Origin of the sequence: Pantoea alhagi, from assembly GCF_002101395.1 — a bacterium.
Lineage (GTDB): Bacteria > Pseudomonadota > Gammaproteobacteria > Enterobacterales > Enterobacteriaceae > Mixta > Mixta alhagi.
Genome location: NZ_CP019706.1, coordinates 886,905 through 900,378, shown reverse-complemented (window position 1 = coordinate 900,378; position 13,474 = coordinate 886,905). Strand labels below are relative to the sequence as shown.

The window sequence follows — 13,474 nt, the reverse complement described above, 5'->3', positions numbered from 1 at the left end:
TTCGCTCTAATGTCGACAGGATGTCCCCGGCAATCTACAGCATATAACCAGATAAAAAATCAGGTTTTTAGCAAAGCAGAAAATCATTCTGCGCTATGCGCAACCGGCATGTAAAATGCCAGGGTAAAAACAAGTGCATGCATTCTGCTGGTTGCTGACTGATTTTTTATTTAGCGCTGTTAAGCGGATAAGTCCTTTTTAATTTGTATTAAGGAAGATTATTTACCATAGCTAAATAATCCCTCAAATAAATGATGAATTTATCATTAAATGAGATCTACCGGGGCGGGTATCAGGTTTGTTTCGCAAAGCTCTTCCCAGGAGAGAATAGTATTTCTTCCGCGATTTTTTGCCACATATAAAGCCCGATCGGCATTTGCCATTGCCTGTTCAAAATCTTCTTCGATTATCGGAGCAATACCGGCGCTGATGGTGACGTGGGTGGATACGCGATGGTTAAATTGATGGGGAATTTCCAGATCCAGCACATATTGGCGAATACGTTCTGCCAGCTTCATGGCAATAGAAGCATTAACGTTGGTCATCAGAACCAGAAACTCTTCACCGCCATAACGGGTCACAATATCCCGCGAGCGTACCGCATCACGAATCGCTGCCGAAACGCGCGTCAGCGCCTGGTCGCCCATTGCATGACCATAGTTATCGTTGTAGGACTTAAAATTATCGATATCAAGCAGCATAACGAAGTGGCTGCCGGCCTGGTTCTCCAAAAGGTTCTCCAGCCGGTTCTTCAGGCCACGACGGTTATAAAGGCCGGTAAGCGGATCAAGCATGCTCAGGTCGCTCCAGGTCTGTTTCTCCTCATACAGTTGAAACAGCAAGCGTCGCGTGAAATGGTCGCTGCGACGCTGCATCAGACTCTGAAGCGTGAAGCCGAGCAGTGGTAGCGTGATGGTAAACAGCAGCGTCAGCGGATGCTGGCCGCGATCGAGCAGCATGACGGTGAGGGAAGGCGGGGCGATATGCAGACAAAACGCCAGCAGGTGTTCATTCAGGGAGATAGTACCGATAAAAAAAACTGCCATCAGACTAACCAGCAGAAAACTACCGTCAAAATAAAAAATCAGCTCGCTTTTATGTGCAATCAGCCATGCCCAGAGCCCGCCCATAATAAAAGCGGTAAAAGATAACAGCGGCCATTTTTTTTCAGGTTTCAGGATCCAGAAAGCTAATTGCAATAAACTCAGCAGAACTATCAGCATTGCCGGTAAAGAGAATGAAATATTTTCTCCTTTATTTATCGGTAACATAAAAAAAAGTGATGTTGCCATGTTTAAAAAAAGATAAAGCATCAACGACAGGCGATATTTGCTGTGCAGCAATTCTTCATACGTTTGTAATTTCATTTTTATACACTCGTGACAGCCCTGAAATATCAAAGCGCCATTACCACAGTAAATGAATTTACTCTGGAAAGGGTATTGAGCAGTTATTATTGGTGTCTGGAATCAGATCAATCCCGGCAATCTATCACTTTCTAACTGGTCTGTCATCTTCGTGTATAAAGATTCTACAAAGGAAGAGTGCAAAATGATAAAAGCTATCATATGATACTGGTAATCATTATCATTTGGTGGTGGCGGATATGCTGATGGCGATTATGGCAGCCTGTGGATTGTGGGGCGTAAGCTGGGTAATGGGGAGCGGTTGCAAAGCGCATGGAGTGTTCTTCTGCCCGGGGCGCTGATGCCGCTGGTGGCATCGATGAATCTTTCATTTGGTCAGTGGCGCTGGCTGCTGCTGGCGGCGCTGCTGATTACGGCAGGTATGCTGTTTCATCATCGGCTGCGCCGCTATATCCTGCTGCCTTCCTGTATCGCTCTGGCCGGCGCGCTGGCTGCGGTATCGGTTAATGCAGGCGGGCTATAGTTAATGCACAGAGGCGGCTAAGGAGGGGCTGCCCGAAAACAGATACTATCGCGGTGGTATAGCTTTTTTTATAAGAAATTTAAGCGAAAACGAAAGGCAATCTTTCAGAGAGTAAAACAGGAAGATAAGTTGCGCTGATAGCGCAGGCGTAAGGCCTGGGGAAAGCAACAGAGATGATAACCAGAGCGTGACAATATTGGTGCGAAGAGAGGGACTTGAACCCTCACGTCCGTTAAGACACTAACACCTGAAGCTAGCGCGTCTACCAATTCCGCCACCTTCGCATAACATTGTCTTCATATCACCGCATTTGGTGCGAAGAGAGGGACTTGAACCCTCACGTCCGTTAAGACACTAACACCTGAAGCTAGCGCGTCTACCAATTCCGCCACCTTCGCGCAGATGCTGTGCGATATGAATTTTCGTGGTTTTTGGTGCGAAGAGAGGGACTTGAACCCTCACGTCCGTTAGGACACTAACACCTGAAGCTAGCGCGTCTACCAATTCCGCCACCTTCGCATTCCGGCAATGCTTTGCAGCACTGCAACCACGGAGGCGAATTCTGGAGATTTTTCCCGGGGACGTCAACAGATATTTATTAGCGGCGTTGCGATCGCTGTAAAAAACAGCAGCGCCCCGGGAAATAAGCACTTATTTGTCGCGGTTGGCTGCCTTAATAGCGCGGGCATCGCGTCCCCAGACGGCGCGGTAAACCTTGAATCGGCCCGTTTGCGCCAGCACTTCATGATGACCAAAGGTTTCGTCCAGCACCTGTGGATAGGGCAGGAAGGCATTCGCTACCAGACGCAGCTCGCCGCCGCTGTTGAGATGCTGAGCCGCACCGCGAATCAGCGTGCGCGCTGCGTCAAGGCTGGTTTGCATCCCCTCATGGAACGGCGGGTTGGAAATGATCATGTCATAACGGCCGGTGACATCGGAATAGACGTTGCTGGCAAACACTTCACCTTCGATCTGGTTTGCGGCCAGCGTGGCTTTACTGGCGGCCAGTGCGGCGGCATCCACATCGGTCAGCCACAGGCGCACCTTAGGTGAATGACGCGCCAGCAAGGTCGCCAGAACGCCCGCACCGCAGCCGATATCCAGCACTTTTCCTTTGGTATGCGGCGTAAAGGTAGAGAGCAGCAGCGCGCTGCCGCCATCCAGTCCGTCACGGCTGAACACGCCCGGCAACGTTTTAATGGTGCAGTCATCCAGCGTATATTCATCCCAGAAACTGTCCGCATCAAACGTGGGCTGCTGCGACAGGCGACCGTGGTACAGACCACAACGGCGCGCGCTGTCGATTTTGTTCAGCGCTGCCCATGAGGCCAGCATACTCTCGGCGCTGCGAACGCCGCTGCGGTTTTCACCGATAACAAAAATATCGCTGTCCAGCGGCAGCAGCGATAGCAGGTTTTGCAGCTGAAACTGCGCTTCCGGCTTGTTTTTCGGCCAGTAATAGATCAGGGTATCGCACTCTGCTATCGCTTCCGCCGTGGCTATCAGGCCAAACTGCGCACGATCGCCCATGCTGCGGCTTAATGATTGCCAGTGATGATAGTATTGCGTATGAACGCGGCTCAGCTGGGTTTCCAGCTGGGCGGGCAGGTCATCCTGCAAATCGCCGGCAAACAGCACGCGGCGGTCTTGCCATTCATCACTGTGGCGCAGGATCACTTCACTCGCCGGGGTAAAAGCAGACATCAGATAGCTCCTCAGAAATCAGAGCGCAGAGTATAGTGGTTTGTTGGCGCATGTTCGATGGGTTTGCTAGCATAGCTGCGCATTATAAGGGCGTAACGGGAATTTCTATGTCATCCAGACGTGACTGGCTACTACAGCAAATGGGCATTACGCAGTATAAGCTGCGGCGTCCGCGCGCGTTACAGGGTGAGATTGCGATAACGCTGCCGGCAGAGACGCGCCTGCTGATCGTGGCGGATATTCCTCCCACTACCGGGGATCCTTTGGTTGGCGATGTGCTGCGCGCGCTGGCGATTATGCCGCAGCAGGTTGTCAGCGTGACGCCGGATCAGCTTGCTATGCTGCCTGAAGAGCGCTCCTGCGCCAGCTGGCGGCTGGGAACCGAAGCGCCGGTTACGCTGCAGGGTCCACAACTTTCCACGCCGCCGCTTGAGGCGCTCTATTTTGATGCCGAGGCGAAGCGCGCCCTCTGGCGACAGATTTGTGAATATGACGTCGATTTCTTTACTCACTCCGCATGACCTTCCGCAGGCGCTCGCTATTGAGCGGCGCAGCCACGCTTTTCCCTGGACGGAAGCGACCTTTGCCAGCAATCAGGGCGAACGTTACCTGAACTACCGGCTTGACGTTGACAGACAGATGGCTGCTTTCGCCATTACCCAATGGGTCCTGGATGAAGCGACGTTATTTAATATCGCTGTAGATCCCGCTTATCAACGGCAGGGGCTGGGCAAAGCATTGCTGCATCATTTGATTGAACAGCTGCAGCAGCGCGATATTTTCACGCTGTGGCTGGAGGTTCGGGCTTCCAACCATGCGGCCATCGCGCTTTATGAACAGACCGGCTTTAATGAAGTTTCGGTGCGCCGAAACTATTATCCGGCAACGCACGGGCGGGAAGATGCTCTGATTATGGCGCTCAGCCTGTAAAGGGCGGTCGCCGCAGCGTTTCTGACGTGCCGTAACAGGAGAAAGCTATGCTACAAAACTGGGACTGGATCCTTTTTGACGCTGACGACACATTGTTTCACTTTGACGCTTTTACGGGCCTGCAACGGCTGTTTAAAGATTACAACGTTGATTTTACTACCGATGATTACCATGAATATCAGTTGGTGAACAAACCCTTGTGGGTAGAGTATCAAAACGGCGCTATCACCGCGCTGCAGCTACAGCATCAGCGTTTTAACGGCTGGGCAGAAAAGCTGAACGTCACGCCGGACGCGTTAAACAGCGGTTTTCTTAGCGCCATGGCGGAAGTATGCGTACCGCTGGAAGGGGCGGTAAACCTGATTAATGCACTAAAGGGCAAGGTGAAGATGGGGATTATCACCAACGGCTTTACCGCGCTGCAGCAGGTGCGTCTCCAGCGTACTGGTTTTCGTGATTACTTTGATCTGCTGGTGATTTCCGAGCAGGTGGGGCATGCCAAACCGCATCCGGCAATTTTTGATTATGCGCTGGAAAAAATGGGGCGGCCTGCGCCGGAACGTGTGCTGATGGTCGGGGATAATCCTGATTCAGATATTTTAGGCGGCATTAACGCAGGCCTGAAGACCTGCTGGTTGAATGCGGATGGCAGAGAAAAGCCCGCCGCGATCACGCCTGACTGGCAGGTCAGTTCGCTCCAGGAGCTGCAATCCATTTTATTTGCTTAAGTTTTGATGCCAGCACTTTCTGGTTTGAAATGCTGCTAAAGCGACCTTCGGGTCGCTTTTTTTATTATTGATTTGGGTTAATACAATATTAATAACTTATTATCGCATTTTAAACCGATTTGTTAGAAACAAAATAGAAAAAATCAGGACCAGAAATGAAAAAAATAATTGTACGAAAATGACTGTTTTTTAGTCATTCACAGCTTTTTTTGCAATGTAAGTACAAATTTTCTGATATTTTGTAAGAATATTCCTATTGAAACTGTTAAGAGTAACCAGAATTTCTCTTAATTTCATTCCTTAAACTTTACTAATATAAAACCCTTTGCTACGCGCTCGTTGAATTATCGCAAAGACTATGTAAACTTGCGCGAAACAGATCAGCCTGAACATAAAAAAACACCAGACTCGGGGTTTGCTTTGCAACCTCGTGCGGTAGCAATGGCTGAGTCCAGTATCAGCTTAAGGCTGAATTTTAAACACTTTTCTTCTTATCTGACGCAGGTCGCAGATTTTCAGCAGCATGACGACATGCATGCATGACCACGCGCTTTTAACGCGGCCAGTCAGAACTTTTCACCAGAGAATACCAGGAATGCAGGCAGGGAGCAGCCATAATGGTTGAGGGATATTCATCAAACCCTCACCGAAAGGGAGCGTAAATCGTGTTTCCGGTAACCAATCTTCTTTGTGCATTGCTCAAATCAGCGATTTGCTGCGATGCAACAGACATATATCGTCCTGTTAACGTATAAATTTTTCTTTTGGCTCTGTCGGAGCTGATGATCTTATTTGCTGTGCTTTTATCTGGCACGGCCAGCCATAGCTATGCTTTTTTTTCTGCTTCCGGATGGGCAATGCTGTTTATTGTTGGCGGCTTATTCCCGTTTTGTTAATTACTTGAGATAACTTCATGAGGATCATGGTGAAAATTCGAATCGCATTAGGTCTGCTTTTTGTATTAAGCGTTGCGGGTTGTAAGTCGCCACCGCCTGTCACGGATGACACAATTGTGTCCAGCACCGTTGATGGCGTTACGTTGACCTATCGCCATGCGATCACCCCGCCAAAAACTTTTACGCCGATCAATGAAGAGTATCGCGCGTTGTATAACGCTTCAGTGATGAGCCGCCCCGACTTCGGCGGCAAGCTGGTGCGTCAGCTGGAAAATGCGCAGCCTTATACCGTGCTGGGCAGCGTGGAAAACAACTGGTACGCGATTGCGGAAAAAGATCAGGATCAGTTGATCGGCTATGTGCCGCTGCGCGCCGTGGTGAAAAGCGAGCTGTACAATGACACCATCAAGGCTGACCAGCGCCGCAAACGCGTGCGCGCTACGTCTGCCAGCAAGAAGAAAACCTGCGTTGCAGTTGATGGCGACAGTAAAGCCTGCCAGAACAGCAACAGTGGTACCTGGATTATCGATTAATAATTTCTAATGGGTAACCCATTATGAAACCACGCTCTTTTTTGCGCCTGAGTATTCAGGCGCTTTTCCTGGCGGCGCTTACCTTGCTGACAGGCTGTATGTCATCTACACACAACGATCCCTCCCGTTACAGTCTGTTATTTCAGGCGCACCCACCCGTCAATAACTCGGCACCGCTGAAGTTCAGAGTGCTGTTATTGAAATCGGATGCCGACTTTATGTCTGCGGATTTTTATTCGCTGCAAAATAGCGCGCAAACCGTGCTGGGTAGCAATCTGCTCACTGGCGAGCAGTTTTTCCTGTTGGCAGGTCAACTGAATAAAACCCTTAGCGGTCAACGTACAACGGATGCCCGCTATATCGGCGTTATGGCCGAGTATCAGTCGCTTAATGGTAAAAAATGGCGTCTTTCTCTGCCGCTGCCCAATGCGGACGAGAGCGAACCAACCAACGGCTGGTACAGGGAATCGGATGCGTTGCAGGCCAGGATCGTTGCTGACGATAGCGGCGTACATCTTGCGAGCAAAGCAGAGTCAACGCCTGAATAACGGAAAGCCATTATGAACAAAGCAGAAAAGGTGGTCTGGAGCGAAGGCATGTTCCTGCGCCCGCATCACTTTCAGCAGTCGGAAAGCTACCTGCAAAGCACCTTACGCGACTGGGGAGCCACACAGCGACCTTATCTGTGGGGCTTTACCGATCTGGAGTTTGACGAGGCGATGCTACGTCAGGGAAAAATTGCCCTGAGTGCTGCCAGCGGCCTTCTGCCGGACGGTACGCATTTTTCCTTTCTGGATCCGCGCCAGGCTCCCGCGCCGCTGGAGATTGCGGATAACCAAACCAATGTCAAAGTTGTGCTGGCCTTACCAGCGCGGCGCGGTGGACGTGAAGAAGTCATCTTTAGCGAGGCGGCGGATTCGCTGGCGCGCTATCTCAGCTTCGAACGGGAAGTTGATGACTTTAACGCTATTTCCGTTGGTCCGGCGGCGGTGCAGTTCGGCAAGCTACGCCTGAAACTGATGCTGGAAAGCGAGCTGACGGCGGAGTGGACGGCAATTGGCGTGGCGCGCGTGATTGAAAAGCGCAGTGACCGTCAGCTACGGCTCGACACCGGCTTTATCCCTCCGATGCTTAATGCGATTAACCATCCTCAGCTGTTTGATTATTTAAATGATATGCATGGACTGCTGGCGCAGCGCAGCCAGCAAATCGGCCAGCGTTTGCAGCAGCCGGGGCGATTTAATACCGCAGAAATGGTTGATTTCATGCTGCTGGCGTTAGTGAATCATCATCTTGGTTTGGTCTCCCATCTGAAGAATTTACCGCTACTGCATCCGGAACAGCTGTTCGGCCACTGGCTGGCATTTGCCTGCGAGCTGGCAAGCTGGACGCCACAGCGAGCGCCGGATGTTTCTCTGCCTGTCTACGATCACGATGATATTGCCCGCAGCTTTAGCAAACTAATGCTGATGCTGCGTCAGGGGCTGTCGCTGGTAATGGAAGAGAGCGCGGTTCAGCTACCGCTGACTGAACGCTCTCACGGTCTGAATGTGGCAACGGTGCCGGAATCTTCTATGGTGCGCGAGTTCGGCTTTGTGCTGGCGGTACGCGCCAATGTGCCGGGCGAGGCGCTGAAAACCCACTTCCCGGCGCAAATGAAAGTTGCGCCGGTAACGAAAATCCGCGATCTGGTGCAGCTTCAGCTGCCGGGTATGATGCTGCGCGCCATGCCGACCGCGCCGCCGCAAATCCCCTGGCATGCCGGCTACAGCTACTTCGAGCTGGAGAAAGGCGGCGAACTATGGAAAGAGATGGAAAGATCGGGCGCGTTTGCGCTTCATCTGGCCGGTGAGTTTCCCGGCCTGGATATGGAGTTCTGGGCTATTCGCAGCCAGTCCGTCTGAAACGAATAATGAGCGCTCACCATGCAGGAACGACATTTCACCGGCAGCGATGCCGCTTTTTCCGGGGCGAACAGCAATAACCCGCTGGTCGCCGCCGCGAACCCTTTGCTTAATGCGATTCCCCAGATTCGCCATTCCGTATCTCATGACGATCCGGCCGCACTGCGTCAACGACTGATCGATCAGGTAAGGCATTTTGAAAAAAACAGCCAGCGCGCCGGGCTGCCCTATGAGGTTATCGTCGGTGCGCGTTATTGCCTGTGCACAGCGCTGGACGAGGCGGCGGCGCTTACGCCGTGGGGAAGTCGTGGCGTCTGGCCCGGCAACGGTTTGCTGGTCACCTTTCATAACGAAACCTGGGGCGGCGAGAAATTTTTTCAGCTACTGGCGAAGCTGTCGCAAAACCCGCGTGAGCATATCTACCTGCTGGAACTGATTAACTACTGTTTGTTGCTGGGTTTTGAAGGGCGTTACCGCGTGCTGGATAATGGCCGTTCACAGCTCGAGACCATCAAACAGCGTCTGCTGCAGATGATCCGTGGCGTGCGCGGCGGCTATCCGGCGCCCTTGTCGCCGCATCCGGAAGATCGACCGGTGATGCGCAAAATGTGGCGTCCGGTCGTGCCGCTTTGGGCCTGCGCGGCGCTTGCCGGTTTTATCGCCTGTTTGCTCTATATCCTTCTTAGCTGGCGGCTGGGCGATTACACCAGCCCGGTGCTGGCCTCGGTGTATCAAACGCCGCTGCCGGAAATCACGATTCATAATCCTGCGCCGCGCGCGCCTGCGGTGCTTAATCTGCGCGCCTTCCTGCGTCCTGAAATCGAACAGGGGTTGGTAGCCGTACGTGACGAGGCGGATCAAAGCGTCGTCACGCTGAAAGGCGATGGCCTGTTCGCTTCTGGATCTACTGCGGTGCGTGATCGTTATGAAGCGGTGATCGACCGCGTTGCGCAGGCAATGGATAACGTCAGCGGGAAAATTCTGGTCATCGGCTACAGCGACAACGTACCGATCCGCAGCGCACGCTTTGCCTCTAACTATGAACTGTCACTGGCGCGTGCGCAGTCGGTGCAGGAGATGCTGCAAAAGCATCTGTCGCAACCGGCGCGCGCCAGGGCGGAAGGGCGGGGCGAAACCAATCCGCTGGTGCCAAATACCACGGCTGAGAACCGCGCCCGAAATCGCCGGGTGGAGATCATCCTGTTAGTTTCGCCAGACAACACGCGGGCGGAGCTGAATGGACTGCAGTAAGGGAACTAACAGATGCTGAATATTTTGTTTTCCATTATAACCAGCCGGTTGATGTGGGGCTTTGTCGGCATTACCGCGCTCTCTTTTATTATCTGGGTGATCGGGCCGGTTTTTTCCATTGTGGATTCACGCCCGCTGGAGTCAGAGCAGAATCGTCTTATCAGTATTGGTCTGCTCTATTTAGTGTGGGGTATCAGCAACCTGGCACCACGCCTGTATAACGCCTGGATCAACCGCAAGCTGATGGGTAGCCTGAGCAGCAGCGAACAGCCTGACGGCAGCGATCGCAAACGGCTGACCAATGAAGAACAGGTACTGGCCGAGCGCTTTAATGAAGCTTCTCAGCTATTAAAGAAAGCGCATTTCAATCGCGCAGGCCGTGGCAATCCGTTCTGGGCGCAGCGCTTTAGCCGCCAGTACCTCTATCAGCTTCCCTGGTATGTGATTATCGGTGCGCCTGGCGCCGGTAAAACCACCGCGCTGGTGAATTCCGGGCTGCAGTTTCCGCTGGCGGATCGCTTCGGCAAAACGGCGCTGCGCGGCATTGGCGGCACCCGCAACTGCGACTGGTGGTTTACTAATGAGGCGGTGCTGCTGGATACCGCTGGTCGTTACACCATGCAGGAGAGCCAGCAGGCGCAGGATGCCAGCGAATGGCAAAAATTTGTCGCTCTGCTGCGCAAGTATCGTGGTCGTCAGCCGATTAACGGCGTGATTGTCACCATTAGCGTTTCCGATCTGTTAACTCAGTCGGCAGAGGCTTCACAGCAGCAGGCAATCAATTTGCGCCAGCGCCTGATGGAGCTGCATGAACAACTGGGCATTCGCTTTCCGGTCTACGTGCTGGTGACCAAAGCGGACCTGTTAAAAGGGTTCCGTGCCTGGTTTTCTAAGCTGGACAAAGCGCAACGCGAGCAAATATGGGGCTTTACCTTTCCCTGGGAGCGCGCAAAGCAGGCCGACTTTGATTTAGCCAGCGCTTTTGCGCAGGAGTATGCGCTGCTGCAACAGCGCCTTGACGCGGGCCTGGCGGATACGCTGATTATGGAAAGCGACGCCCAGGCGCGAGCCGAAAGTTATCTTTTCCCGCAGGAGTTTGCTGCACTGCGTCCGCTGTTGGCTGACTATCTCAACACGGTGTTCGCCCGATCCAATTTTGAAACCCAGTTTTCGCCACGCGGCATCTATTTTGCCAGCGGCACGCAGGAAGGCTTGCCTTTCGATCGCGTGATGGGCGAGCTGAGCCGCGCGCTGCATCTGCCGCAGGTGGATGAGCAGGGCGGTAACAGCGGGGCCTGGAATAGCGTACAGAAAGAAGCGCCGATTCCGGCAGCCAAAGGACAGAGCTTCTTCCTGAAGGATTTACTGACCAACGTAATCTTTCAGGAGGCGGGGCTGGCCGGCAGCAACCGCTGGTGGGAACTGCGCAACCGCGCCGTGCTGTGGTCAGGTTACGCTGCTCTGCTGGCGCTGTTGATTGTGGTTTCGCTGCTATGGTTCACCAGCTACGGCAACAATAAAAGCTATCTGCAGGAAGTGCAGGCGAAAGTGCCGACCGTCGAAGCGCAGAGCAAAAATCTGCAGGCCAGCGGCGAAAGCGATCTGTTTGCTCTGCTGCCGTTTCTGGACAGCGTACTGGCGCTGCCGGAAAGCCAGGCGTTTGATCTTAACGATCCACCGATAACGCGCCGCATGGGGCTTTATCGCGGCGTCGAGGTCAGTGATGCCAGCCAGACGCTTTATCAAAAATCGTTAAAGCAGCTGCTGTTGCCACAGGTCGCCCAACTGATTACCGGCTGGTTACGCAACGATAATGGCAGCGATGCGGACTACAGCTATGAAGCGTTGAAAGCGTATCAGATGCTTTATCAGCCGCAGCACTACGATGGCAAATTCTTGCATGCCTGGGTCATGCTGAACGTGCGGCGCAACCTGCCACAAAACATTACTCAGACGCAGATCGCTCAGCTGGATCGACATCTGGCACAGCTGCTGGAAACGCAGATTCAGGCTTCGCCTTACGCCCGGGATGAGGCGCTGGTAAAGCGCGAGCAGGCGCTGATTAATCAGATGCCCTTGTCTGGCCGGGTTTATGGCCGCCTCAGACGTCTGCTGGAACAGGATGAAAATTTGTCGTCGGTTTCACTTGCCGACCTGGGCGGGCCGCAAAGTGAGTTAGTGTTTACTCGCAAAAGCGGCAAAGCGATTAGCGAAGGTATTCCCGGCCTTTATACGCCGCAAGGTTACTGGAACGATTTCGATAAAAATATCGCGGCGGTAACAGCGGCACTGCATCAGGATGATACGTGGGTATTAGGCGGCGCGGTGGCGGATGAGGATAAAGCGCAAACCGATAACGCCGTGCGCCAGCTCTATATGAGCGATTTTATCCGTCACTGGGATGGCCTGTTAACCGATATTCAGTTGAACAATAGCGCCGATCTGTCGCAGCGCATTAACAGTGCGCGCCTGCTTTCCAGCAACAGTTCGCCGTTACGTAAGCTGGTTATTAACCTCAGCCACATGCTGATGCTGGAGCGTCTGACGGCGGAAAAAGATCCGCAGCAGGCGGACGAAAAAGGCAACAGCGCGACCCGCACGCTGGAGGCGCTGTTCCGCTCTCGCCAGCCCGCTCAGGGAGCCGCGACCCAGCAGCAGACGCCAGAGCAGCGCGTGACCGAACATTACGCGCCGATTATCGAACTGGCTCAGCCGCTGGAGCAGGGCGGAAAAACCATCGTCTTTGATGATTTCCTTAAGCAGATCGACGAGCTTTATCGCTATTTAACGGCAGTGCAGGATGCGGCCAATAGCGGAATGCCGCCGCCGCCGGGTGACGCGATCAGCCGTCTGCAGGCGAGCGCCGGCAGATTACCGGGGTCGCTGCAAAATATGTTTACCAACATGGCCGTAGGCGCCAGCAGTGATGCACAGCGGCGTGATATGGAAAACGTGCGCAAGCGCATTAACGTTGAAGTCGGCAGCTTCTGCCGCCAGGCGATTGCCGGTCGCTATCCTTTGGTGCGTTCGGCCCGAAGTGAAGTCACACCGGACGATTTGGCGCGCATGTTTGCGCCAGGCACCGGGCTTATGGATAGCTTCTTCCGCGATAATCTGGCGACGAAAGTGGATACCACGCATGCAAGCTGGCGTTTTATGCCGGGCATTGATGGTAAAAGCCTGCCGGGTGGCGAAGGGTTACTGCGTCCTTTCCAGCAGGCGCAGAGCATTCGTGACGCCTTCTTTGCCAACGGCGCCACTACGCCTTCGTTCCGCGTCACCATTCGCACGGTGCGTATGGATAACAACATTCTCAACCTGACGCTGGATGTTGACGGACAGCTGTTGCGCTACAGCCACGGCCCGCAGGCGGTGCAGTTGATGAGCTGGCCCGGTAACGGCGGCACGCGTCAGGTGCGTATGCAACTGGGGCTGGTGGATGGCACTACCTCTACGCTGATTACTAACGGCGCCTGGGCGCTTAACCGCTTTTTCGATCGTGCGCAGCTGACCACGGGCAGCAACAGCCTTAGCCGTCAGGCAACCTTCAATGTCGATGGGCACCACGTAACCCTGGAATTTACCCCGAACAGTATTCGGAACCCGTTCCAGCTTCCTGGTTTTGCATGCCCATAACC

At 53.3% G+C, this 13,474-nt stretch carries 10 protein-coding genes, 3 tRNA genes and 1 pseudogene; 9 read left to right on the top strand and 5 right to left on the bottom strand.

Going from position 1 to position 13,474, the window contains the following annotated elements; translation table 11 throughout:
* Positions 1-266: 266 nt before the first annotated feature.
* Positions 267-1,367, bottom strand: a complete 1,101-nt coding sequence (locus B1H58_RS04175; protein WP_085068128.1) for a diguanylate cyclase — start codon at positions 1,365-1,367, stop codon at positions 267-269.
* Positions 1,368-1,606: 239 nt separating this feature from the next.
* Between B1H58_RS04175 and B1H58_RS04170 the strand changes: the two are divergent.
* A pseudogene (locus B1H58_RS04170) lies at positions 1,607-1,890 on the top strand (DUF1435 family protein).
* Between the two features lie 197 nt (positions 1,891-2,087).
* On the opposite strand, the gene B1H58_RS04165 reads toward B1H58_RS04170, so the two are convergent.
* From B1H58_RS04165 to rsmC, 4 genes are all read right to left on the bottom strand, one after another.
* Positions 2,088-2,174: transfer RNA gene (locus B1H58_RS04165), tRNA-Leu, on the bottom strand.
* Between the two features lie 27 nt (positions 2,175-2,201).
* Positions 2,202-2,288: transfer RNA gene (locus B1H58_RS04160), tRNA-Leu, on the bottom strand.
* Positions 2,289-2,322: 34 nt separating this feature from the next.
* Positions 2,323-2,409 (bottom strand) — tRNA-Leu (locus B1H58_RS04155).
* 132 nt (positions 2,410-2,541) lie between these two features.
* Entirely contained in the window at positions 2,542-3,594 is a 1,053-nt protein-coding gene (gene rsmC, locus B1H58_RS04150) for a 16S rRNA (guanine(1207)-N(2))-methyltransferase RsmC (protein ID WP_085068127.1), read from the bottom strand.
* 107 nt (positions 3,595-3,701) lie between these two features.
* On the opposite strand from rsmC, the gene B1H58_RS04145 reads away from it, so the two are divergent.
* The 8 genes from B1H58_RS04145 (at position 3,702) to tssM (ending at position 13,472) form a co-directional block, all read left to right on the top strand.
* Positions 3,702-4,115 carry a DNA polymerase III subunit psi gene (locus tag B1H58_RS04145; protein WP_085068126.1) on the top strand — a complete coding sequence of 138 codons (414 nt, stop codon included), beginning with the start codon at positions 3,702-3,704 and terminating at the stop codon, positions 4,113-4,115.
* Entirely contained in the window at positions 4,084-4,524 is a 441-nt protein-coding gene (rimI, locus tag B1H58_RS04140) for a ribosomal protein S18-alanine N-acetyltransferase (protein ID WP_085068125.1), read from the top strand. Before B1H58_RS04145 ends, rimI begins: the two co-directional genes overlap by 32 nt.
* A 47-nt stretch (positions 4,525-4,571) precedes the next feature.
* Positions 4,572-5,252, top strand: coding sequence for a pyrimidine 5'-nucleotidase (yjjG, locus tag B1H58_RS04135; RefSeq protein WP_085068124.1), 681 nt, complete (start codon positions 4,572-4,574; stop codon positions 5,250-5,252).
* 922 nt (positions 5,253-6,174) lie between these two features.
* Positions 6,175-6,681 (top strand): SH3 domain-containing protein, encoded by a 507-nt coding sequence (locus B1H58_RS04130; RefSeq protein ID WP_085068123.1) that lies wholly within the window; start codon positions 6,175-6,177, stop codon positions 6,679-6,681.
* 23 nt (positions 6,682-6,704) lie between these two features.
* Positions 6,705-7,229 carry a type VI secretion system lipoprotein TssJ gene (gene tssJ / locus B1H58_RS04125; RefSeq protein ID WP_085068122.1) on the top strand — a complete coding sequence of 175 codons (525 nt, stop codon included), beginning with the start codon at positions 6,705-6,707 and terminating at the stop codon, positions 7,227-7,229.
* Positions 7,230-7,241: 12 nt separating this feature from the next.
* Positions 7,242-8,585 (top strand): type VI secretion system baseplate subunit TssK, encoded by a 1,344-nt coding sequence (gene tssK / locus B1H58_RS04120; protein ID WP_085068121.1) that lies wholly within the window; start codon positions 7,242-7,244, stop codon positions 8,583-8,585.
* Between the two features lie 21 nt (positions 8,586-8,606).
* Complete coding sequence (locus tag B1H58_RS04115; RefSeq protein WP_085068120.1) at positions 8,607-9,836, top strand: DotU family type VI secretion system protein; 1,230 nt, start codon at positions 8,607-8,609, stop codon at positions 9,834-9,836.
* 12 nt (positions 9,837-9,848) lie between these two features.
* Positions 9,849-13,472 (top strand): type VI secretion system membrane subunit TssM, encoded by a 3,624-nt coding sequence (tssM, locus tag B1H58_RS04110; protein WP_085068119.1) that lies wholly within the window; start codon positions 9,849-9,851, stop codon positions 13,470-13,472.
* The last annotated feature ends 2 nt before the right edge of the window (positions 13,473-13,474 follow it).